Source organism: Burkholderiaceae bacterium DAT-1, assembly GCA_019084025.1.
Taxonomy (GTDB): domain Bacteria; phylum Pseudomonadota; class Gammaproteobacteria; order Burkholderiales; family Chitinimonadaceae; genus DAT-1.
Window position 1 is genome coordinate 244,362 of sequence record JAHRBI010000006.1, and the last position, 22,459, is coordinate 266,820.

Here is a 22,459-nt window from a genome sequence, read left to right on the forward strand (position 1 = left end):
ACACCTAGCGCATGAAGTCTTCAGCGGAATGACGCTCTGGTAGTTGGTCATCACCCCAGGTTTTGTTGACCCGGCGGCCACGTATCACCGCAGGACGCGCTGCAATTGTCCTAGCCCAGCGGATTACATGCGGGTAAGCATCTGCCTGCAGGAATTCCGCTGCACCATAGAGATCACCCAGTACCAGCTGACCATACCAGGGCCAGATGGCCATATCGGCAATGGTGTAATCGTCACCAGCCACATAGTCACGTGTAGCCAGCAACTGGTTCAGTACATCCAGTTGCCGCTTGGTTTCCATGGCATAGCGGTCAATGGCATATTCGATTTTGACGGGTGCATACACATAAAAATGTCCAAACCCGCCACCCACAAAGGGCGCGCTTCCCATCTGCCAGAATAACCAGGATAGGCACTCGGCCCGAGCCGCGGACTCTGTTGGCAAGAAGGCGGAGAATTTTTCCGCGAGATAAACCAGAATCGCCCCGGACTCGAAAATGCGAATCGGCGCCACGCCACTGTGATCAACCAGTGCCGGAATTTTGGAGTTTGGATTGGCCGCCACAAAGCCGCTACCAAACTGATCTCCCTGCTGTATACGAATAGGCCATGCATCGTATTCAGCAGCTGAGACGCCGCGCGCTAACAGTTCTTCAAGCAGAATGCTTACTTTGATGCCATTGGGCGTGGCAAGGGAGTACAACTGCAAGGGATGCTGACCGACAGGCAGATCCTGATCATGTGTCGCGCCAGCGACGGGTCGATTGATATTGGCAAACGCGCCGCCATTTCCCTGTTTCCATTCCCAGACTTTCGGCGGTGTCCACGAATCGCTCATTTGAACTTGCTCCAAGCTATTGCCCGCCAGATCAGGCGAGCCCACACGCATTGTGTCATGTTCAAGCAAGTTCTGGCGCAGCAAAAAACTGGCGATACTTGTGCGGACAATGCAGCGCCACTGCATGTCGTGCCATGACCATATCCAGCGGCGTGACCGCGGTGCGTTCGATCACATGGCCATGTAACCGAATATCAAGCCAGAACCAGCTGCCATTTTTAGTCAGACACAACCACGACACTGCAAATCGCTGGTGCGCTTGTTCAATGTCAGCATCGGGAAACACCACTATGGTTTCCTCTCCCCGGTACTCGCGATCATCCTGAATGACCACGAAGGATCGGGCAGCATGCCAAAAACAGGTACGCCGCTTGCTCGCCCGCAGCATTTCACCGTATCGGCGCGCAAGCCAGCCCAGCTCCACCAGCGCGATAAGCAGCACAAACGGGATAAAAGATAGCTGGAACGCCACATACATACCGGCCAGCACCAGCATACATGCGGTGACGATGACCATCCCCCCCAAGTACACACGTCCTCGCGTGTTAGCATCATCGGTCATGATCGCTTTCACTCATACACATTAAATGACATTGTCATAGAATGGATTGTCAGTCAATGCGTTCGCACTTCATATGTGCGCTAGGTAAATTTGAAATCAGCGAACAGGTAACCGCCGGTATCGCATACTATGGCAGTCATTCAACTAGGCTCAAGCCTGAAGTTCATGCATCGTCCCTCAATAGCTAGCTTGAGGTAATGACATGTCAGCCTGATTTCATAATTGACACGTGCGGCTCTGCCGTCCGCCCTGACTTGGCAGACAGCATTGAATTTAAAATCAGCACATTATGACTAATACATCAGGCGGGAATCAGCAAATCAACCACAGCAAGCACATCCGCAATCACTTTCTCCAGCGACTGGGCGGCATCGATCACCACAAAATGATCGGGGTCGGCCTTGGCTTGTTCCAGATAACCATGGCGAGCCTTGTGCAGAAACACCAGGCTTTCCTGCTCCATACGATCGAGTGCGCCGTTTTCGCGCGCAATGACGCGGCGCAAACCGACTTCCGGGTCGAGATCAAGGATAATGGTCATGTCCGGCCGCAGACTGCCGATGGCGATGCCATTGAGCTGCTGGATCAGCTCCAGTGACAGGCCACGGGAATAGTGCTGAAAACTGATGGTGGCGGAATCGAAGCGATCGCTCACTACAATTTTGCCTGCTTCAATGGCCGGGATAATTCGCTCACGCACGTGCTGCGCCCGAGCGGCCGTAAATAGCATGAGCTCGGTGACATCACACATTTCCGGCGTGTCCGGACTCAGGAGAATCTCGCGGATTTTCTCGCCAATTGGCGTGCCGCCCGGCTCGCGTGTCATCACGGGTTCGTGTCCACGTGCGCGCAAGTGCGCCTCGATGGCCTTCAGCACAGTGGATTTACCCGCGCCATTGCCGCCATCGCACACAATCATGCAACCCTTGCTCATGCACTTACCTTTTTACGAAATTCATTTTTTGCCGAGGATAAAATGTCTCACGGCGCGATTGTGATCATCTAACGACTCTGAAAATTGCGAAGAGCCATCACCACGTGCCACGAAATACAGCGCTTTTGACTCTGCAGGGTTCACCGCCGCCATAAGCGATGCTTCTCCCGGCATGGCAATGGGGGTGGGCGTCAGGCCGGATCGCGTATAAGTGTTGTAAGGCGTATCGCGCTCAAGATCACTGCGACGGATATTGCCTTCATACTGATCACCCATGCCGTAGATAACTGAAGGGTCTGTTTGCAGACGCATGCCGATACGCAGGCGGTTATTAAACACCGCTGAAATCAGTGTGCGATCAGACGATCTACCGGTTTCCTTTTCGATGATGGAGGCCAGTGTGAGTGCTTCATAAGGTGTTTTTACCGACGTACGGGCACTACGCAGCGCCCAGACCTTTTCCAGGCGCTTTTGCATGATTGAAGCCGCCCGTTTGATGACACTCAGGTCAGAACTGTGCTTGGCAAAATGATAGGTGTCAGGAAACAGCAACCCTTCCGGTGAGGGTGCATCCATCCCGATTTGCTGTACGACGTCCGAATCTTTCAAGCTGACCAGATCATGTTTCAGATCAGGATTGCGATTCAGCGCATCACGTACCTGCCGCCAGTTCCAGCCTTCCACGATGGTTACCGTCGCGCTGCTCACATCGCCATCGGTGAGTTTATCCAGCAGTTGCAATGCAGTCGTTTCGCCCGAAATCTCGTAGCTTCCTGCCTTGATGCGCGGTGCGCGGCCAGTGGCGCGGGCATACAGACTAAACAACCAGCCATGTTCCAGAATGCCCTCGGTTTCCAGCTGGCGAGCAGCTGCGCGCATGGTGGTACCAGGCTCGAGCAGAAAGTCCCGGGTCTGGCCTGCGATCGGCAGCGGCGAACTCAGTTCGTGAAACGCCCAGAATCCGGCAGCAGCAGCACCCATGACGGCCAGTGCAAATACCGCCAGCAAGCCTTTCAGCAGGCGTACGCCGGCACTGCTACCGTTTGACGCGGCTGTACGCACCGCACGTTTGCTGGCATCAGGCTTTCGTCGTGCCATCATTCATCCTGTCAAAAAATCGTTGCACCACACTCAGCTCGCGAGTGCGCAGCATAGGCGGCAGACTCTGCCAGATGCGCTTGCCGTAGGGTTTGTCGATCAGGCGCGGATCGGCAATCATCAGCACACCGCGATCCTGCTCGTCACGGATCAGGCGGCCTGCGCCCTGCTTTAGGGTAATCGTGGCACGCGGCAGCTGATACTCCATAAACGCATTGCGCCCTGCCTTGTTGATTTTGTCTACGCGCGCAGCAAGCACCGGATCATCCGGTGATGCAAACGGTACCTTGTCGATGACGACCAGCCGCAATTGCTCGCCCTTGACGTCGATCCCTTCCCAGAAGGTCTGGCTGGCCACCAGAATGGCATGCGGCTCCTGACGGAAGCGCTCAAGTAACTCGGAGCGTGATCCCTCGCCTTGCAGCAACAAGGGATACTCGAGCCCTAGCGCCGGTAACTTGACTTTCAGCAGATCATAAGCCTCACGCATGGCGCGCAGGCTGGTAAACAGCAAAAAGGCATGACCTTCGGCGCGCTGAATGAGCGGTAGCGCCGCCTCGATCACCGCCGCGGTGTACCCACTACTATTGGGATCTGGCAACCCTTGCGGCACATACATCACAGCCTGCTGCTTGTAGGCAAAGGGCGAATCCCACGTGGCGTGATCAGCTTCCCACAAGCCCATCTCGTATGCGTAATGACGAAAATCGCCGTTCATGGCCAAGGTAGCCGAGGTAAACACCCAGGCGCGCTCCTGATTGATCTGGCGGGAGAATAGTTTGGCAATATCCAGCGGCGTGGCATTCAACTGAAAGCCATGGGCAGTGACCTCGATCCAGTGCACAGCGTCTTCGCTGGACTGGTTGCGCCAGCGTTGTAACAGCTCGTATTGTTCTGCCGTGCGGACACGGCACTTTTCCAGCCCTTCGGAGCGATCAGCCTGCTTGCTGAGCAGATCGCCCAGCTCCTCAAGCTTGTCGGCCAGTATGGCAAGCGCGTCGTGAAACTCGATGCGCTCGGCCAGCGCATGCTGCGGCGCCCGTAGTGTCTCCTGACCAAATGCCAGACGGACATCACGCACAGCCTTGTCCAGTGCTTGCGCAGCCGCAGGCAGATGAATGAAATCCTTGGCAGCGGCCAATGCTTCGGCGCGGCTGTCGCGTGCCAGTTCCAGCAGCTGTCCCGATGCCACTGTCTCGCCAAAAAACAGGCTGGCAACTTCAGGCAGCTGGTGGGCTTCGTCAAAAATAATGGTATTGCAGCGCGGCAGTAATTCGCCGGCGCCTTCGTCTTTCAGCCAGACATCGGCAAAGAAGAGATGGTGGTTCACCACCACCACATCGGCTTCCATGGCTTCGCGCCGAGCCTTCATCACAAAGCAGTCTTCGTGATGCGGACAATCGGAGCCCAGACAGTTATCGCGAGTTGACGTGACATTGCCCCACACAGGCGACGTCTCCGGAACGGAAGGACAATTTGCTTTGTCACCATCCTGACTGCGATTTGCAAACCGGACGATTTCGTGCAGCTGGGCGACATCTTCCTTGCGGGCAAATCGGCCATCTGATTCTGCTACTTCCAGATGATAGCGACAGACGTAATTGGCGCGCCCCTTCAGCAGTGCAATGGTCACAGGTACGCCAAGCACCTCGCGCACGCGGGGCAAATCACGATGATAAAGTTGATCTTGAAGGGTTTTGGTACCGGTTGAAACAATGACTTTTCCGCCCGACAGTAGCGCAGGCACCAGGTAGGCGTAGGTTTTACCCGTGCCAGTTCCAGCCTCGGCAATCAGCGGACGCTTGGTTTCAATCGCATTTTGAACCGCCTGCGCCATCTCGATCTGCTGCGGACGGGGCTTATAGCCCTTTACCGCACGCGCAAACGAGCCAGACTCGCCAAAGACGTCATCTAAGGTCATGAGGAAAAGTGGATAGACATCTAAACGTCAGATTCTATCATGCAGACCGCCAAGCACCATGTCGCACAAAAACAAACGCGCCACCCAGACGGTCACGCGCTGCCCGCAAACATGAGATCAGCCCTCAGGATCACGCCGAAATATCGACAGAATTACCCAGATTCGGCGGATTACTGGCAACTTGCGGTAAGGCCTGCAGCAGCTGCAAAGCAGCCTGCTGTTGCATATCCATCGACTTTTTCATCACCAGCAGAGTGGTAGCCAGCTCAGTTTGTTGCGCTGCGTTGGCAGATGCGGCACTTGCAATAGACGAGACATCCATGATGCGCTCCGATCAGAAGAGTGATGCCTTGACGGCCTCACTCCCCCATATCGGCATTAGGCGCGATTTCTTGAGTGCTTTTTCGCTTTTACACGCTTATGCGCCGCTTTGGCAGCAGGCTTAACCGCTACATGATGCTTGGCAGTCGCGTGGGATTTGGCATGCGGACGGCGCTTTTTGGCGTGACGCATACCGTGGCGCTGCGGGCGCTTGCCCTCGACCTTGGCAGCTTGCTTCGCATAAGACTTACGGGATGGATTCACTGCCGGCAGCGGCGTATCGCCCACCAGAGGCGCATCCCCTCCTTGCGGCAGACCTTCGGCATCTGCCTGTGCAATCGGCAGGACAAGGGCAAGTGAGGCGGCCAGCAGCACGCCATAGCGTTGCACGATGTTCATTTTTATTTCTCTCCTGATTGTGGGAGGCAAATCGCCGTAAACCACAAAGTCTACCGGCTCATTGTGAAATTTCAAAACGCAGTGCATCACAAAACCAGTGCAACTTCCCATATAATTGCGTCCGGTCTTGTCCATTCAAGCCTTAAACTGGACTCATTCATCCAGTCTGGCGATTGCACAAACCCACTGAACCCTGGTTTCGGCACACCCTGTATGGTGGTCAGGTTTTTTAGCCTGCGACAGCTTTTTTTGCTCGTCATACAGTTGGCATCCCGCGAATCCATGTGCCAGATTGCAGAAGCATCGACCGATTTACGGGGTGCGCCCACTCATGCTCAAGCTCACGGAAATGCCCATGTCTCATCCCATTCGTCCCGTTATCGAACAAGCCTTCGAACGCCGCGCTGAATTGTCGCCCACCTCTTGCAGTCCCGAGCTGCGTGATGCGATCAACCAGGTCATTCTTGAACTCGATCGTGGCGAGATCCGCGTCGCAGAGAAGTTGAACGGCCAGTGGCACGTCAACGAATGGATCAAGAAGGCTGTACTGCTATCCTTCCGCGTCAATGACAACGCGGTGATGGAACATGGCATGACCCGTTACTTCGATAAGGTGCCATCCAAGTTCGATGGTTACAGCGATGCTGATTTCCGTAACGGCGGCTTCCGCGTGGTGCCGCCTGCGGTGGCACGTCGTGGCTCCTTCATTGGCAAAAATGTCGTACTGATGCCGTCCTACGTGAACATCGGCGCGTATGTTGACGAAGGCACCATGGTTGATACATGGGCCACCGTGGGCTCCTGCGCACAGATCGGCAAGAACGTGCACCTGTCCGGCGGCGTCGGCATCGGTGGCGTGCTGGAGCCACTGCAGGCCAATCCGACCATCATCGAAGATAACTGCTTTATTGGCGCCCGCTCGGAAATCGTGGAAGGCGTCGTGGTGGAAGAAGGCTCGGTAATTTCGATGGGCGTGTATATCGGCCAGTCGACCCGCATTTACGATCGCGAAACCGGCGAAATCCACTACGGCCGCGTTCCGGCTGGCTCGGTGGTGGTGTCCGGCAACCTGCCGTCTGCCGATGGCAAGTACAGCCTGTACGCCGCCATCATCGTGAAGAAGGTGGATGCCCAGACCCGCTCCAAGGTCGGCATCAACGAACTGTTGCGCGGCATCTGATCTACGCAAGCCGTTTACATATACACATGCCGCCCGAGGGCGGCATGTTTGATGTCAGCGCGGGCGATCTAGGCTCGCCAGCTCAGAATCTCTACAGGCGCCCCGTGTACAAGCTCACCTAGTGCACGCGGAATCAGATTGATCCCGAAACAAGTGCCGTCGTCGGCACTGCGATAGTCATTGAGTGTTGCCAGCGGCTGCATGTCCGCATCGGGGATGCCGCTATCGGGATCGACGGTTGTCAGCACACAGCGCGCACAGCGTTTGACATGATCAAATACGACATCGCCAATCCGAACCTGCGCAATGCGATCCTCGATATACGGCTCGGTTGTTTCGATCACCAGATTGGGTCGGAAGTGGCGCATGCTCACCGGCTGAACCAATCGCGCATTCAAATCAGCCAGTGAAGCCGATCCGATCAGCAATACGGGGTAGCCATCAGCAAATCCCACCGGCGAAGTGGGGTCAGCCGTGGTGCGGCGGGCGGTGCGATCGTCTGTGTATGCAAGGCGGCAACTTGTGCCCAGCCACTCGGAGAACCAGAAATCAGCTTCAGGGTAGCCTGCAAATGCAGAAAATGCGTGCTTCCATACCGAAACTGGCAGTGGCTCCGTCATGTCAGCCATCTCAACACGCAATGGGTCTGCGCCCGGTGCGCTAAAGCAGATACCTTTTTCATCTACTTGCGACTCGATCAGCACCATGCGCGGATAGTTACGCGCACTGAGAAAGCGACCATTTTCATCGCAAAGCATCCAGCGGCGATCATGACGCGGACCAAGTGCCTCGATCTGCACAGCATCAACCTGCTGCCCGCGCCCGGATTTGAGTGGATGAATGTAGATTTCCTTTAGCTGCATCGGCCCGCTCCCAGTTTCAGGTGAGCGGGCATTATGCACCAGCTTAAGCCTTGATGCTGACCGACGACGAGGCTTGCGGCAGATTCCCCTGATCGTTTGCCAGATTTCCAGTCAGTCTCTGCAAAAAAGCCTGTAGCGAGGGCGCTGATTGCTGATTGCCACTGCCCGTGCTGCCCTCACCTTTTGCAGACTGTTTACCATCCTCAGACTTCGATGGCTGAGCAGCGCCGAGCGCCACCAGCAAACTCTGGAACGCCTCCTGTACCGATTTCTTAACCTGTGCCATCGGGTCTTCGCCACTGCTGGTCTGTCCCAGCATTGACGTCATGCTGGTGAAATTGGCTGACATGAGCTTTTCCAGACTCGCCGTTTGCCCGGCCAGCATATCGCCGGATGAACCCGAATGCTTCTGCATATACACCATGAAAACCTGTGCCGACGTCCCCGTTCCGGTATTGGCCGCGCGATTGGCGCTCATGGCATCCTTGACCGACTGAATGAAGTTGGACAGCGCAGCTTCCGCCGACCCCGGCTGAGCCGTTGCAAGATCGCCGCCCGCCGCACTGACTTTGCTGACATCGACACCAAAGTCTTTCAGTGTTTTGATCACCTCACTGGCAAAGTAATCCGGCGTGCTTGGGCCGGTAACCTTGCCGGTAGGATTACCCGTGGTTTTGACTGGATGAGTACCGGATGATGCGCCAAGCGAAGCTTTTGATTGCACCGAGGATGGAGAATAAGTAGAAGTGGTATAGCTGGCATACGCCACGCTCATGCTGGACATGCTGATCACGATCGCCTCCTGACCATCCCGACTGCTCAGACAATCGGGACGAAATGGACGCATCCGGCCATGCCGAACGCATCGTCCCTTGAGTTGCCTGCCGGCTCGCCTGTCATGCAACTGGCGAGCCCGCTGGGAGGCCGGCGCGCATCCCTCGGTCACCAGTGCGGTGGTTACATGAACCGATCCGCATATTGGTATGATGGCGGCCCGTACCTGGGTGGTCTGGCCTTTATTGAACTCAGCGCGCCGGCCGTTTATGGCCGGCGTCACTGAGCTCCCTCGTGTGATCCAATGCCCTGCTGTTCGACTGATTACCTTAAGCCGTGGTACTGACTACATGACCGCCACGGCTTGCCACATTGCTGGATAAGGTCTGCAGAAAGGATTGCAGACTTGGTTGATTGCTGGCCGAATTTTTACCTGACGACTCGCTCGCTGCCAGCAATTGCCGCCACGATTGCCCTAAAGACTCATACGCTGCAGCACTGGTATCAACGGTTTTGCCGCCGCTGGTATGCTGGCTGAGTCCGCCCGCCAGATTAGCAATGGCCGTCGCCATATTGCCACGACCTTGCTGCCCACCCGAGCGGCTCTCTGTCTGAGCACCTTGCGAGGCGCTAGCCTGCATGGCGGCAAACAGATTTTGCATAAAGGCATGCACAACCTGCGAAGTCGATTGCTGTCCGGCTTGCTGACCGGCACTCGCCGCTGCCGACTTTTTGGCATTCTCGTTACCAATACTCTGAAATGGCTGACCCGGTAGACTGATACCCAGTTGCTCCAGTGTTTGCAGAAAGCTCTGCGAAAAGCCGCTCATACCGCTCAATTGCGCGCTCACCGCCTGTGACGACCCCACCTGCTGGCCTTGTGCCTGCTGCTGGAATGATTGCCATTGGTTGTATGAGTTGTTTCCACCCACTGTTGCAACCGTGCTCATGATGACCTCCCGCTATCCGTGTATATGTGCCCCATTCAGGGCACCCGGTTTTTCCATGCACAGCAGAAAGCAGCATTCGTGCCAGCAGCGTTAAATCGTGTAAAGGCGCAACAGAACCCGAGCGGAGAACCATCAGAAAATCAGTGATCGATGAAACGGCAAGGGGAACGGCATGAACTGCCGCCGCCAGATGAAAACCCTGCCGCTAGATGTGACAAAGCCCGCTGGTGCGGGCTTTGCGAGGGGAAATGTGCGGAGGGTATCTTTTATTATCATTTGCCAGCGTCAAATCATAATCAGGCAAAAATCTCAATCCAAAACCGAATCAAACAACTCTGCTAATGCGTTCCACTCGGGATCATCGGACAATTCGATGGTAATCGGAAGTTGTGGCAGAGCTGCAAGAGCGTCATTGATAGTTATGCCTAGATCCTCAGCGGGGGAAACATAAAATTGCCAATATCTGAACCCCTTTGAGGTACAGGCCAAAGCCAAAATTCCTGAATTTTTAGACTCCAACGCACTCACCAAATAATCCTCCATTTGGTTCATTGCATCTGATTCCATCTCACTTGGCATGCCGCTTTCATCTTCGACAAATTTCCAAGCAATCTGGAGCCTTTTGGGGAAACGACTATCCCCCAAAAATTCAGTCAATCTAGGTCTAAAACGCACCAAGTGCGGACGTCCGCCGTCCATACCTTCGACAATTGTCCACTCATCAACATCAGCACTTGGAATACATTTACAATCGGCCATATGATTAACGCTACCCCTTAATATGCGCCCCCATCTCCCGGCGCATGAACTCGTGGAAGTGCAGCATGCCGTCTTCCATCGGGCTCTGGTAAGGACCCCACTCGTCGCGGCCTTCACGCCAGAGCGCCAGACGGCCCTCTTCCATACGGCGGATGATTTCGGCATCTTCCACGGCGGTTTCTTCGTAGGCCTTTTGCTCGGCCGCCATGAATTCCGGCTCGAACAGCGCGATTTCTTCCGGATAGTAGAATTCGCAGATGTTCACATACTTGCGCGGGCCTTGCGGCAGGATGGTAGAAATCACCAGCGTATGCGGATACCACTCCACCATCACGTTCGGATAGTAAGTGAGCCAGATCGCCCCGAAATTCGGCACCTTGCCACGGTTAAAGCCCAGCACCTGATTGTGCCAGTCCTTGTAGACCTTGGAACCCGGCTTGGCGAGCTCGTTGTGGATGCCCACGGTCTGCACCGAGTACCAGTCGCCGAACTCCCATTTCAGGTCGCCACATTCTACAAAGCGGCCCAGACCCGGATGGAAGGGATCAACGTGATAGTCTTCCAGATAGACTTCGATAAAGGTCTTCCAGTTGCCTTCGTAGGTATCCACCTGCACATTGTTCAGACGATAGCCGCTGAAATCGAGATCCTTGCGGACGCCGAGGTCTTTCAGATCAGCTTCGACATCACGGCCACCGGTACCCAGTTCGAACAGCATGCCGTTGTAGTTCTGCAGGCCGGTAACGGGCAGATTCAGGCAGGGGTTTTCCGGGAAGTGCGGAGCGCCTTTCAGCACGCCGTGATTGTCGTAGGTCCAGCGATGCAGCGGACACACGATGTGATTGCTGTTGCCACGACCGTCGACCATGATGGCCTGACGATGGCGACAAATATTGGATAGCAGCTTGACCCCCTGCTCGGTACGCTTGAGCAGACGGGATTTGTCGTACATTTCCAGCGCATGGTAATCGCCCACTTCGGGCACCATGAGCTCATGACCGACATACTTCGGGCCATGCTTGAACAGCAGTTCCTGTTCGAGTTTATAGAAATCTTCGTCGAAATAGACGCCGATAGGCAGTTGTGCACGGGCAGCATGCACGAGTTTGGATTGATCCAGGTTGGACATATCCCACACCCCCAAGTTGCCGGGATAGGGAACCACTCACACACGCACACCACACGGATTCTCCGCGCAGCCCGGCAGCCCAAGCGATACCCCAACACCCGAAGGTCTAAGAACGTCTTGCCTTGATGGATTACGAGTCGGTCCACTGAGTGAACCGGAGTTCGGCGAATCGCCTCCCCCCCTAGCCTCCTGGGCCGTAGGGCAAGCACTGGACAACACGATGTTGTCCACTACTCACATGCCGAAACACGGTTCGACACGCAAAAAACGAAGGCGGGATTCTGACCGAATTCCCCCGCCGAGGCAAGGCATTTCAGCCCGAAACCACCTTAAAAAAGAAATACATAGCCCGGAAAATAAAAAAATGCCTCGCGGGGAGGCATTTACTTCAAACAGTTGAAACATCAATCATAGCCACAGACACACCATATCGTTTCCCGGCACGGTAATCAGTAAAGTGCCAATTTTCTTCTTCCAAGTCGACCACAAAGGTTTTCAAGGTCAGGCCACTTTGAAAAACGATTGTTAGATCACGAGTCAAATGATCGACAACTACATCAACTACTTGTGCCTTGTTCACAACATTAGACTTCGAGCAAGCAGAGTCAAAGCGAGAACGATATTGCTCCGCAGACTCACCCTCATCTCTCTCCCACGGAAACCCGTAGCTGGAGGCTACAACTTTATCCGCACTCTCTAATCGCCAAGGTACATCCAGCCAAAGGCATTGGGCGTTGGATGACTGAGGGCTAACAGAAAACCAAAGACATATTGCATTGCCGACGATTTTTCTTTCGAAGACAACTTCGCCTTTGAGGCAATCCAATAGTTGTTGCAACTCGGAAATTGTCACACCTTCAACCTTGATTACTTCGCCACAAACGCCCGTTCAATCACATAGTCACCCGGCTCGCCAACACGCGGCGACACCTTGAAACCGAGGCGATCCAGCATGGCTGCTGTGTCAGCCAGCATGGCGGGGCTGCCGCAGATCATGGCGCGGTCGGTTTCCGGATTGATTTGCGGGATACCGATGTCGGCGCACATCTTGCCGCTTTCAACCAGCTCGATCAGACGACCCTGGGTACGGAATTCTTCACGGGTCACGCTGGGGTAGTACACCAGTTTGTCTTTGACCATGTCGCCAAAGAACTCGTGATTCGGCAGTTCCTTCTGGATGAAATCTTCGTAGGCCAGTTCGCTAATAAAGCGCACGCCGTGGAACAGGATGACCTTGTCGAAATGTTCGTAGGTTTCCGGATCCTGAATGATGCTCATAAACGGTGCGAGGCCAGTACCGGTACCAAACAGGAACAGATTCTTGCCCGGTTTCAGATCAGTAATCACCAGTGTACCGGTTGGCTTCTTGCTCACCAAGAGCTGATCGCCCACCTTCAAGTGTTGCAGACGCGAGGTCAGCGGACCGTTCTGCACCTTGATACTGAAGAACTCCATGTGCTCTTCGTAGTTCGGGCTGGCAATGGAGTAGGCGCGCATCAGCGGCTTGCCGTTCACTTCCAGGCCAATCATCACAAAGTGGCCATTTTCGAAGCGCAGACCCGGATCACGCGTCGTCTTGAAGCTGAACAGGGTATCGTTCCAGTGGTGAACGGAAGTGACGGTTTCGGTGTAGTAGTTCGGGTAAGCGGACATGTCTTTGGGCACTTTGAAGCATGTAAACGAACGGTGCCAGCGGCGCTGTGTCGCGTTTGTCTGGCAAAACAAGGCCGCGATCATATCAGAATGCTAAGGCAAAGGGCTGATTTTGCTGGCATTTGCAAACTGCAATTTGATATAAGCGGAGCCAGCCTCGTATTCAAACAGATCTGACAAAAGCTGTCTTTGAGTTAAATCATTCTCCGTTAGTGCATTCCACCATCGACTTGGCGAGCGCAAGTCCTTAAAATGGCGCGTTTTTCTTATTCCCACTGGCGCCAGACATGTCGAGCATTGCCCAGGAAGTCGCCCGGCGACGTACCTTTGCCATCATTTCCCACCCCGATGCGGGTAAGACCACCCTCACCGAGAAGCTGCTGCTGTTCTCCGGTGCGATTCAGCTCGCCGGTACGGTGAAGGGCAAGAAGACGGGCAAGTTTGCGACGTCTGACTGGATGGAAATCGAAAAGCAGCGCGGGATTTCCGTGGCCTCGTCGGTGATGCAGTTTGATTACCGCGAGCACGTGATCAACCTGCTGGACACCCCGGGCCACCAGGACTTCTCCGAAGATACCTACCGCGTGCTGACCGCCGTGGATAGCGCCCTGATGGTGATCGATGCTGCCAAGGGTGTAGAAGCGCAAACCATCAAGCTGTTGAATGTTTGCCGCCTGCGCGATACGCCGATCGTCACCTTCATGAACAAGTACGACCGTGAAGTGCGCGACTCGCTGGAGCTGCTGGATGAAGTGGAAAGCGTGCTGGACATTCAGTGCGCGCCTGTCACCTGGCCAATCGGCATGGGCAAGACCTTCCGCGGTGTGTACCACATCCTGAAGGATGAGATTCTGCTGTTCGCTGCTGGTATTGATCATGCAGGTCAGGGCGTGACCGAAATCATTCAGGGCATCGACAACCCGCGTCTGGACGAACTGTTCCCGCTGGAAATCGAAAACACCCGGATGGAACTGGAACTGGTGCGTGGTGCATCCCACCCGTTTGATCTGGAACGATTCCTTGCGGGCAAGCAAACGCCGGTGTTCTTTGGTTCCGCGATTAATAACTTTGGTGTGCGCGAGATTCTCAATGCGCTGGTCGACTGGGCCCCTGCCCCGGCCCCGCGCGATGCGACGGTGCGTTCGGTTGATCCGACCGAGGAAAAGTTCTCCGGCTTTGTATTCAAGATTCAGGCCAATATGGACCCGAAGCACCGCGACCGCATCGCCTTCCTGCGCGTGTGTTCCGGCAAGTTCGAGCGCGGCATGAAGATGAAGCATCTGCGTCTGGATCGTGATGTAGCTGCCAACTCGGTTGTTACATTCATGGCCTCCAGCCGCGAACAGGTGGAAGAAGCGTTTGCCGGCGACATTATTGGTGTGCCGAACCACGGCAATATCCAGATTGGCGATAGCTTCACCGAAGGCGAAAAAGTCGCGTTCACCGGTATTCCCTTCTTCGCGCCTGAACTGTTCCGCAGCGTGCGCATCAAGAATCCGCTGAAGCTGAAGCAACTGCAAAAGGGCTTGCAGCAGCTGGGCGAAGAAGGCGCTGTGCAAGTATTCAAGCCGCTGTCCGGCGCCGACATGATTCTCGGCGCGGTGGGCGTGCTGCAGTATGAAGTGGTGAAGAGCCGCCTGGAAAACGAATACGGCGTCGATGCCGTGTTCGAGTCCTGCTCGATCCACACCGCCCGCTGGGTGAGCTGTGACGATGCGCGCATGCTGCAGGATTTCGAAAACGCCGTAGGTATGAATCTGGCCCGCGACGCGGCCGACAACCTCACCTACCTTGCACCGAATCGCGTGAATCTGGAACTGACGCAGGAACGCTGGCCGAAGATCCGTTTTCACGCTACACGAGAACACGCAGCCAAGCTGTAAGATCAAGGCTTTACGTTGCCCCGGCATGACAAAGCCATGCCGGGATTTCTCCTCTCACCCCTGTCTGCGGTAAAATCGGTGGATGACGCATCCCGCCTTTATCCATCTCCGCCTCCACTCCGAATATTCAGTCACTGACGGCATCGTCCGGCTCGGTGATGCAGCCAAGCGTGCCGTGAAGCATGGCATGCCGGCGCTCGGGGTATCTGATCTCATGAACCTGTTTGGCATGGTCAAGCATTACAAGACTTGCCGGGGAGCCGGGATCAAGCCGATCTGCGGCGCGGATGTATGGATCGAAAATCCGGAAGACCGTGATCGTCCCTCGCGCGCCTTGCTGATCGCCCGTGATCGCGGCGGCTATGGGCGCCTGTGCGAATTGCTGACACGCGCCTTCCGCCAGAATCAATATCGTGGCCGTGCCGAGCTAAAGCGTGAATGGATTGCCGAAGGTGACAATACCGGCGTGATTGTGCTGTCCGGCGCGCAGCTGGGTGATGTTGGCCAGGCCATTCTCAATGGACAGGCAGCCATAGCCCGCGAACATGCACAATGGTGGGCCAATCTCTTCCCGGATCGCTACTATCTGGAATTGCAGAGAACAGGTGACGCCAGTTGCGAAGTTGCGATTCAGGGCGCACTGGATATCGCGCACGAGCTGGACTTGCCCGTCGTTGCCACGCACCCCATCCAGTTCCTCGATCCGCACGAATTCAAGGCACACGAAGCCCGCACCTGTATTGCCGAAGGCTACGTGCTGGCGGACAAGCGTCGCCCGCGGCGCTTTACAGAGGAACAGTACTTCAAGTCGCCCGACGAGATGCGAGAGCTGTTCGCGGACATCCCCGAGGCACTGGAAAACACCGTCGAAATAGCCCGCCGCTGCAATCTGACCGTGGTGCTGGGTAAGAACTATCTGCCACTTTTCCCGACACCGGACGGCATGTCACTGGATGATTTTCTGGTGCAGGAGGCAAAGGCGGGTCTGGAAGAGCGCTTGGAGCATCTCTTTCCGAATCCTGCCGAACGCGAGGAAAAGCGCCCAGAATATGAAGCGCGGCTGAAATTCGAAACCGATACGATCATCAAGATGGGCTTCCCCGGCTACTTCCTGATCGTGGCGGACTTTATTAACTGGGGTAAGAACAACGGCTGTCCGGTGGGTCCGGGCCGGGGCTCTGGTGCGGGTTCACTGGTCGCGTACGCGCTCAAAATTACCGATCTCGATCCGCTCAAATATGCGCTGCTGTTCGAGCGTTTCCTGAATCCGGAACGGGTGTCCATGCCCGACTTTGACGTGGACTTCTGTCAGGACAATCGCTGGCGCGTGATTGAATACACACGCCAGAAGTATGGGGTCGAGGCCGTGAGCCAGATCGCCACTTTCGGTACGATGTCGTCCAAGGCGGTGATTCGCGACGTGGGCCGCGTACTGGATCTGCCATTTGGCCTGTGCGACCAGCTCTCCAAGCTCATTCCGCTGGAGGCCAACAAGCCCGTGGGCCTGGAACAGGCCATGGAGATGGAACCGCAAATCCGCGAGATCATCGAAAAGGAAGATGCCGGCGAGCTGATCGAACTGGCAAAATCGCTGGAAGATCTGACACGGAACATCGGTATGCATGCGGGGGGCGTGCTGATTGCACCGGGCAAGCTGACAGATTTCTGTCCGCTCTATATTGCCTCGGGCGAAGATGCCTCGCCCGTCTCGCAGTATGACAAGGACGACGTTGAACAAATCGGTCTGGTGAAGTTCGACTTCTTGGGTCTGCGCAACCTGACCATTATCGAGCTGGCCGAACGCTATATCAAACGGCTCACCGGCGAAGAAGTGCTAGTCGCCAAGCTACCACTGGATGACGCCGACGCCTACAAGGTCTTCGCCAGCGGCAATACCACCGCCGTATTCCAGTTTGAATCCACGGGCATGAAGAAGATGCTGGTGGAGGCGAAACCGTCGAAATTCGAAGAAATTATCGCCTTCGTTGCGCTCTATCGTCCGGGTCCGATGGATCTGATTCCCGACTTTATCCGCCGGATGCATGGCGAAAAGTTCGAATACCTGCACCCGCTGCTTGAGCCTGTACTGGAGCCGACCTACGGCATTATGGTGTATCAGGAGCAGGTGATGCAGGCCGCACAGGTGTGTGCGGGCTACTCGCTTGGTGGCGCCGACTTGCTGCGCCGTGCCATGGGTAAGAAGAAGGTCGAGGAAATGGTCGCCCAGCGGGCGATGTTCGTGGAAGGTGCGGCCAAGCTGGAGATTCCCGAGGCCAAAGCCAACGAAATCTTCGACTACATGGAGAAATTCGCGGGCTACGGCTTCAACAAGTCGCACGCGGCCGCCTATGCACTCGTTGCCTACCACACTGCATGGCTGAAAGCGCATCACTGCGCGGCCTATATGGCTGCAGTGATGTCTACTGAATTGGGCGATACCGACCAGCTCAAGGTGTTCTACGACGATTGCGAGGTGCTTAACGGCATCAAGATGCTGCCGCCCGATGTCAACGCCAGCTTCTACCGTTTTGTACCGGTTTCGCGCAAGGAAATCCGCTACGCGCTAGGAGCCATCAAGGGTACCGGCGAAGCGGCCATTGAGCATATCGTCAAAGTCCGCGAAGAAGGTGGGCCATTTACCGATCTATTCGACTTCTGCAAGCGTACCGATAAGCGTCTGGTAAATCGCCGGGTGATCGAAGCTTTGATCCGTGGCGGCGCATTTGATTCGATCGAAGATCATCGCGCCGGACTGCTGGCGTCCGTGAGCTTTGCGCTCGAAGCGGCGGATCAAGCTGCAGCCAATGCCAGTCAGGGCGGCTTGTTCGACATGCTCGAGCCCGAACCTGAACATGCGTTGCAACTGGTGCCCACCGAGCGCTGGGATGATGCAGTCAAGCTGGCGGAAGAGAAAAGTGCGATTGGCTTTTACCTCTCTGGTCATCCGTTTGAAGCGCAAGCCCGCCACGTGCGCGGTTTTGTGCGCCAGACCCTGCAGCGCGTTGCTCCGCGCAAGGAAAACCAGTGGCTGACCGGTGTCGTCACCGAAATCCGCACCAAAATCGGTCAGCGCGGCAAGATGGCATTTGTAACACTGGATGACGGTACGGCCAAACTGGAAATTGCCTTCTTCAACGAAGCCTTTGACGAGCATCGCAACCGCTTGCGCGAGGATGCACTGCTGGTGGTCGACGCCAAGGTCAGCGAAGATCGCTACTCGGGCGGTTTGCGTATTGTCGCGGATCGGGTGTTTGATCTGGCCGAGGCGCGTAGCTATTTTGCGCAAGCGCTGCGTTTGTCGATCAGTAAAGATCAGGCCGATGGCGCCAAATTGCGCAAATTACTCGAACCCTATGTGGGCGGTACCTGCCCGGTCGATATTCGCTATCAGCAAGCCGCCGCACGCTGCGATATTCGTCTGGGTGAAGGCTGGCAGGTAACGCTGCGTGAAGAACTCATGACTGAACTAGGCAAATGGCTAGGCAAGGAATCGGTGCAGGTTTTGTTTTAGGATGTCCGCCTAACCAGCGCCTCCATCAATAGCGACTAACTATTTACTAACCAATCTAGCTCAAGCATTGCAAATCACTCGTTCTGGTGCAAAATATGCCCTTGCCATGCCGTGTACTAGCTCAAAATCGCTAGTCGACCAATGGTAGTGGTTTAGTGCACGAAGATCCGTGCAAACAGCCTATACATTTGATAGCTCTGTTCACTCGCTAGAGGATATGTTCATGAAGGTCTTAGCATTTGGTTTTTTGATGTCTCTTTCAGCGGCATCGGTCGCCACACTCGCAAATGATGGTCATGCCGATGAGCATGGCGCAGTAGCCAATGAAGTGATCGCTGCGCAGCGTGATGCACTTGCTAAAAATACCGCAGGCAAAGGCTTCGGCCCGCAATCACCTCGTGATATCAATGCCGTTGCCGGCACCAATCCGGTACGCTTCAGCGAAGCGCCGCAGTATTCGAAAATGAATCTGTGCAACATCCATTTCCATAAGAATGCCGAACACGCTGGTGGCGAATTCACCCGCTATGCCGGTAACGGTGATGGCAAGGGCGGCCAGTCTGGTTATGTCTACACAGGACGCCTGAGCAAGGAAGAGGCCACCAAGTTACCGCAAGATGTTTGCTCGAGTGAGCATGGCGGTCTGAATGCCGGTGACACCATCGAATTGCATTACGTGCATAGCTCGGCGCAAGTTTCGCCCGGTGCAACCCTGGGTGCATGCATGAACGATGCCATTAAAAACCCGCAATTGCGTGTGGAAGCACAGGTGCTCGTGCTGGTAAATGATGCCAAGGCGCAGGATTTTGGCAAGCTTGCACAAGTTGAGCAGCGCAATGGCTATCATCAGGCGATCAATCTGCCCAACCATACTGGCAAGCCTGTTCGCTATGCTGGCTCCACAACCGGCCCCGCCTACAACGAAGCTGGCTCACCCTTCCAGGTGAGCTGGAGCGTGCGTCCCAAGGTAATTAAAGTGAATGCCGAATCAGTCGGTAACTGGTGTAAAGCCAATGCGTTTAAGGAAGACCACGCACATGGCGTACGCAATCTGGTTACGCAGCCAGAGTTGCTCTCACCCATCAAGCGTTAAGCGATAAACGCACACACAGCCACTCGGCCATGATCTGGTCTGGGTGGCTGTTTTTTGCCTATACCATCCAGATCACAATACCACTTTAAAAAATCGCGTATTCGATCACATGAAATTGTGCCGCTTTGGCCTGAATTCAGGTGAGTGAATAAGACCACTTTTATGCATCCTGGAATCGCACAACAGCACAAAAAAAGCGGGATGGCCTAAGCCATCCCGAGTCACAACGTACAAGAGGAACCCAAATGCAATCTGGATGACGCCCCTATCAGCCATCCAGCGTTTCCAGCCACCCCTGACCGGAAACGGTGAAAACACTGTACTCCAAAAATCAGACCACAATCAATCCACTCGAATACCAATCTGATTACATTTGTATTATTGAGACAATTCCGCAACAGTTGCCTCATTGACACCTGTACCGGTGTCCATGCCAGACTTACACATCGACAGATTGATCATTCCTTCACAGGCGAGCATCCGGCATGCACCATGATGAATTCCTCAATGTCGCCACCATTCGGCAAATCGAGCGGGAAGCCGTTGCTGGCGGCAAAGCATTAATGCCCATTGCGGGGATGGCCGCAGCCGATTTTGTGATGCGTCGTCGCCGGGCGGGGAGCCAGATTCTGATTCTGGTTGGCCCGGGTAACAATGGAGGGGATGGCCTGACTGCGGCAGCTCATCTGAAGGCGGCAGGATATGAAGTCACTGTATGGATGCCAGATCAAGCCACCTCGCTCCCGCAACCTGCTGCCCATGCGCAAAGTGCATGGCTCGCCATGGGCGGTACAGTCACCGACAAGCTGCCGCGCCATGCCGATTTAGTAATCGATGCCCTATTTGGTATCGGCTTTAATCGCCCGCTGAATGCATTCTGGTCTAGCCTGATTGATGCGGTGAATGCGCGCCGCTGGCCAGTACTGGCTCTGGATGTGCCGAGTGGCGTATATGCCGATACCGGACATATCGACAGCAGCGCAATTCAGGCCACGTGGACATTGAGCTTTATCGCTCATGCCAAGGGCTTGCTGACTGGCGCGGCACGAAATGTTGTGGGAGAACGGCATCTGGCCGATCTGGGTTTGGGTGTGCTGGACGCGCTGCGTGCTGATGTTACCACGTCAGACCAGGTGAGTAGCTCAATTAGACTGCATCGACAACCCGACTCCCACAAAGGCAGTTTTGGCACAATCCGCGTGATTGGCGGAGCCAAAGGCATGGTGGGTGCGGCGCTATTGGCAGGGCGTGCGGCATTGCATGCGGGCGCAGGCAAAGTATTGATCGACTGCCTAACCAGCGACACGCCCTTGGTTGACTGCATGCAACCGGAGCTTATGATTCGTGGCGGACATGCAGAAGCAGCCGATATCGCTGACGTACTGCTTGTCGGGCCGGGTCTGGGGCGACTTGATGGTGCTGAGCGTGTCGTCGCAATGGCCTTGGCAGCTGAAACCATTCTGGTACTGGATGCGGATGCCCTGAACCTGATTGCAAGCCATTCCCACCTCATGCAACAACTGGTTCAACGTCGCATTGCAACCATCCTCACGCCGCATCCCGCAGAGGCTGCACGCTTATTGCAAACGGATACCGCCACTGTTCAGCGTGATCGCTTTGCTGCAGCCCGCCAGCTTGCTCGACAAACAGCTTCGGTTGTCGTGCTGAAGGGTGCAGGCACCATCATCGCCCATCAAACACAGCTCTCCGTGAATAAAAGTGGCAGCCCTGCACTCGCCAATGCTGGACAGGGCGATATACTGGGCGGCATCATTTCCGCACTGGCGGGGCAGCATTGCAGCGCATGGGAAGCGGCCAATCTGGGATGTCTGATCCATGGCCAGGCAAGCGATGCGCTTCTCCGCCAAAGACCCCGCCTTGTCACCCCGGCATCCGACGTACTGGTCGAGGCAGGCTTTTTGCTGGCAGATTACGCCTAGCGCACATCCACACTCATTCCTCGTCAATCAGTCCACGAATGGACTTCACCGCCTCTTTGGCCTGAAATGCGCAGTAGCCGGGGCGAGGGCCGACTTCGGGGTGCTTGCGGCAGGTATTCGGGCGTTTCTCATAGACCGTGCAGCGGCGGCTGTGCAGATCAAGATACTGACAGTCGCCATTGGCGCGGCGCGCCAGCGTAAAGATATTCGCTTTGTGACTGAAATGCTCGATGACACGCGCCTTTTCCAATCGTTTGGCGATATTCTTGGGCGCTTCATGTTCGGCCTCGAAAGGATCAACCAGCCCCAGACGAACCAGATCGCTCAGGCGTACCTCTACCGGCATGGCGCAACAAGCAGCCATGCAGTGCTCACAGTATTCCTGACGGAATTTGACCCAGGAACCCAGTCGGTCAAGATTGGAAATATGGCGAATCGGGATATTCATGATGTGTGCTTCCGGCAATCAAACCACATTTTACCTGATCCCGGCCATATCAGCCCGCCCAACTGTTTGCCAGATAGCGGAAGGCCATGCAGTAGGGTTCGCTGCAGACTACAGTCATAGCATCCCATTCCGTTAGGAGGCCAGACCATGCATCTGCCCTACCCCCGGTCAGGACTCGTGCGCACATGCCTCCGCGTGCTCCA

General features: G+C 55.4%; 20 protein-coding genes. 5 read left to right on the forward strand and 15 right to left on the reverse strand.

The window, feature by feature from the left end; translation table 11 throughout:
* Positions 1-4: 4 nt before the first annotated feature.
* From yghU to KSF73_14285, 7 genes are all read right to left on the reverse strand, one after another.
* Positions 5-838 carry a glutathione-dependent disulfide-bond oxidoreductase gene (gene yghU / locus KSF73_14255; GenBank protein ID MBV1776876.1) on the reverse strand — a complete coding sequence of 278 codons (834 nt, stop codon included), beginning with the start codon at positions 836-838 and terminating at the stop codon, positions 5-7.
* A gap of 61 nt (positions 839-899) precedes the next feature.
* Positions 900-1,400 carry a hypothetical protein gene (locus tag KSF73_14260; GenBank protein MBV1776877.1) on the reverse strand — a complete coding sequence of 167 codons (501 nt, stop codon included), beginning with the start codon at positions 1,398-1,400 and terminating at the stop codon, positions 900-902.
* A 301-nt stretch (positions 1,401-1,701) separates the two neighbouring features.
* Positions 1,702-2,334 (reverse strand): dTMP kinase, encoded by a 633-nt coding sequence (gene tmk / locus KSF73_14265; GenBank protein MBV1776878.1) that lies wholly within the window; start codon positions 2,332-2,334, stop codon positions 1,702-1,704.
* A 21-nt stretch (positions 2,335-2,355) separates the two neighbouring features.
* Complete coding sequence (gene mltG, locus KSF73_14270; GenBank protein MBV1776879.1) at positions 2,356-3,315, reverse strand: endolytic transglycosylase MltG; 960 nt, start codon at positions 3,313-3,315, stop codon at positions 2,356-2,358.
* Between the two features lie 97 nt (positions 3,316-3,412).
* Positions 3,413-5,269, reverse strand: a complete 1,857-nt coding sequence (locus KSF73_14275) for an ATP-dependent DNA helicase (protein ID MBV1776880.1) — start codon at positions 5,267-5,269, stop codon at positions 3,413-3,415.
* 214 nt (positions 5,270-5,483) lie between these two features.
* Positions 5,484-5,675: a putative motility protein gene (locus tag KSF73_14280; GenBank protein MBV1776881.1), complete on the reverse strand. Its 192-nt coding sequence runs from the start codon at positions 5,673-5,675 to the stop codon at positions 5,484-5,486.
* A gap of 56 nt (positions 5,676-5,731) precedes the next feature.
* Positions 5,732-6,073: a hypothetical protein gene (locus tag KSF73_14285; GenBank protein MBV1776882.1), complete on the reverse strand. Its 342-nt coding sequence runs from the start codon at positions 6,071-6,073 to the stop codon at positions 5,732-5,734.
* 355 nt (positions 6,074-6,428) lie between these two features.
* On the opposite strand from KSF73_14285, the gene dapD reads away from it, so the two are divergent.
* A complete protein-coding gene (gene dapD / locus KSF73_14290) occupies positions 6,429-7,253 on the forward strand; it encodes a 2,3,4,5-tetrahydropyridine-2,6-dicarboxylate N-succinyltransferase (protein MBV1776883.1) in 825 nt (274 codons plus the stop codon).
* Between the two features lie 68 nt (positions 7,254-7,321).
* Here the strand turns inward: dapD and KSF73_14295 are convergent, their stop codons facing one another.
* The 7 genes from KSF73_14295 to KSF73_14325 all read right to left on the reverse strand — a co-directional run bounded on the left by KSF73_14295 (position 7,322) and on the right by KSF73_14325 (position 13,381).
* Positions 7,322-8,116 (reverse strand): MOSC domain-containing protein, encoded by a 795-nt coding sequence (locus KSF73_14295; protein MBV1776884.1) that lies wholly within the window; start codon positions 8,114-8,116, stop codon positions 7,322-7,324.
* 43 nt (positions 8,117-8,159) lie between these two features.
* Positions 8,160-8,963, reverse strand: a complete 804-nt coding sequence (locus tag KSF73_14300) for a hypothetical protein (GenBank protein ID MBV1776885.1) — start codon at positions 8,961-8,963, stop codon at positions 8,160-8,162.
* 256 nt (positions 8,964-9,219) lie between these two features.
* Entirely contained in the window at positions 9,220-9,840 is a 621-nt protein-coding gene (locus KSF73_14305) for a hypothetical protein (protein ID MBV1776886.1), read from the reverse strand.
* Between the two features lie 309 nt (positions 9,841-10,149).
* Positions 10,150-10,599, reverse strand: coding sequence for a DUF695 domain-containing protein (locus KSF73_14310; GenBank protein MBV1776887.1), 450 nt, complete (start codon positions 10,597-10,599; stop codon positions 10,150-10,152).
* Between the two features lie 10 nt (positions 10,600-10,609).
* Entirely contained in the window at positions 10,610-11,728 is a 1,119-nt protein-coding gene (locus KSF73_14315; GenBank protein MBV1776888.1) for an aromatic ring-hydroxylating dioxygenase subunit alpha, read from the reverse strand.
* A gap of 388 nt (positions 11,729-12,116) precedes the next feature.
* Positions 12,117-12,581, reverse strand: coding sequence for a hypothetical protein (locus tag KSF73_14320; GenBank protein MBV1776889.1), 465 nt, complete (start codon positions 12,579-12,581; stop codon positions 12,117-12,119).
* A 14-nt stretch (positions 12,582-12,595) separates the two neighbouring features.
* Positions 12,596-13,381, reverse strand: a complete 786-nt coding sequence (locus tag KSF73_14325) for a ferredoxin--NADP reductase (protein MBV1776890.1) — start codon at positions 13,379-13,381, stop codon at positions 12,596-12,598.
* A gap of 287 nt (positions 13,382-13,668) precedes the next feature.
* Here KSF73_14325 and KSF73_14330 point away from each other — a divergent pair, with 287 nt between their 5' ends.
* The 4 genes from KSF73_14330 (at position 13,669) to KSF73_14345 (ending at position 21,808) form a co-directional block, all read left to right on the forward strand.
* The gene (locus tag KSF73_14330) at positions 13,669-15,264 is read left to right on the forward strand and encodes a peptide chain release factor 3 (protein MBV1776891.1); all 1,596 of its coding nucleotides are present in this window, start codon (positions 13,669-13,671) and stop codon (positions 15,262-15,264) included.
* Between the two features lie 82 nt (positions 15,265-15,346).
* The gene (gene dnaE / locus KSF73_14335; protein ID MBV1776892.1) at positions 15,347-18,775 is read left to right on the forward strand and encodes a DNA polymerase III subunit alpha; all 3,429 of its coding nucleotides are present in this window, start codon (positions 15,347-15,349) and stop codon (positions 18,773-18,775) included.
* A 250-nt stretch (positions 18,776-19,025) separates the two neighbouring features.
* On the forward strand, positions 19,026-19,868 hold the full coding sequence (locus KSF73_14340; protein MBV1776893.1) for a hypothetical protein: 843 nt from the start codon (positions 19,026-19,028) through the stop codon (positions 19,866-19,868).
* Between the two features lie 485 nt (positions 19,869-20,353).
* Entirely contained in the window at positions 20,354-21,808 is a 1,455-nt protein-coding gene (locus KSF73_14345) for an NAD(P)H-hydrate dehydratase (GenBank protein MBV1776894.1), read from the forward strand.
* Positions 21,809-21,821: 13 nt separating this feature from the next.
* Here the strand turns inward: KSF73_14345 and KSF73_14350 are convergent, their stop codons facing one another.
* Positions 21,822-22,256 carry a YkgJ family cysteine cluster protein gene (locus KSF73_14350; protein ID MBV1776895.1) on the reverse strand — a complete coding sequence of 145 codons (435 nt, stop codon included), beginning with the start codon at positions 22,254-22,256 and terminating at the stop codon, positions 21,822-21,824.
* Positions 22,257-22,459: the final 203 nt, after the last annotated feature.

Bases quoted from the DNA above. Each gene is read 5' to 3' on its own strand.
- yghU (MBV1776876.1), bottom strand. From the start codon at position 838: ATGAGCGATTCGTGGACACCGCCGAAAGTCTGGGAATGGAAACAGGGA.
- KSF73_14260 (MBV1776877.1), bottom strand. From the start codon at position 1,400: ATGACCGATGATGCTAACACGCGAGGACGTGTGTACTTGGGGGGGATG.
- tmk (MBV1776878.1), bottom strand. From the start codon at position 2,334: ATGAGCAAGGGTTGCATGATTGTGTGCGATGGCGGCAATGGCGCGGGT.
- mltG (MBV1776879.1), bottom strand. From the start codon at position 3,315: ATGGGTGCTGCTGCTGCCGGATTCTGGGCGTTTCACGAACTGAGTTCG.
- KSF73_14275 (MBV1776880.1), bottom strand. From the start codon at position 5,269: ATGGCGCAGGCGGTTCAAAATGCGATTGAAACCAAGCGTCCGCTGATT.
- KSF73_14280 (MBV1776881.1), bottom strand. From the start codon at position 5,675: ATGGATGTCTCGTCTATTGCAAGTGCCGCATCTGCCAACGCAGCGCAA.
- KSF73_14285 (MBV1776882.1), bottom strand. From the start codon at position 6,073: ATGAACATCGTGCAACGCTATGGCGTGCTGCTGGCCGCCTCACTTGCC.
- dapD (MBV1776883.1), top strand. From the start codon at position 6,429: ATGTCTCATCCCATTCGTCCCGTTATCGAACAAGCCTTCGAACGCCGC.
- KSF73_14295 (MBV1776884.1), bottom strand. From the start codon at position 8,116: ATGCAGCTAAAGGAAATCTACATTCATCCACTCAAATCCGGGCGCGGG.
- KSF73_14300 (MBV1776885.1), bottom strand. From the start codon at position 8,963: ATGCGTCCATTTCGTCCCGATTGTCTGAGCAGTCGGGATGGTCAGGAG.
- KSF73_14305 (MBV1776886.1), bottom strand. From the start codon at position 9,840: ATGAGCACGGTTGCAACAGTGGGTGGAAACAACTCATACAACCAATGG.
- KSF73_14310 (MBV1776887.1), bottom strand. From the start codon at position 10,599: ATGGCCGATTGTAAATGTATTCCAAGTGCTGATGTTGATGAGTGGACA.
- KSF73_14315 (MBV1776888.1), bottom strand. From the start codon at position 11,728: ATGTCCAACCTGGATCAATCCAAACTCGTGCATGCTGCCCGTGCACAA.
- KSF73_14325 (MBV1776890.1), bottom strand. From the start codon at position 13,381: ATGTCCGCTTACCCGAACTACTACACCGAAACCGTCACTTCCGTTCAC.
- KSF73_14330 (MBV1776891.1), top strand. From the start codon at position 13,669: ATGTCGAGCATTGCCCAGGAAGTCGCCCGGCGACGTACCTTTGCCATC.
- dnaE (MBV1776892.1), top strand. From the start codon at position 15,347: ATGACGCATCCCGCCTTTATCCATCTCCGCCTCCACTCCGAATATTCA.
- KSF73_14340 (MBV1776893.1), top strand. From the start codon at position 19,026: ATGTCTCTTTCAGCGGCATCGGTCGCCACACTCGCAAATGATGGTCAT.
- KSF73_14345 (MBV1776894.1), top strand. From the start codon at position 20,354: ATGCACCATGATGAATTCCTCAATGTCGCCACCATTCGGCAAATCGAG.
- KSF73_14350 (MBV1776895.1), bottom strand. From the start codon at position 22,256: ATGAATATCCCGATTCGCCATATTTCCAATCTTGACCGACTGGGTTCC.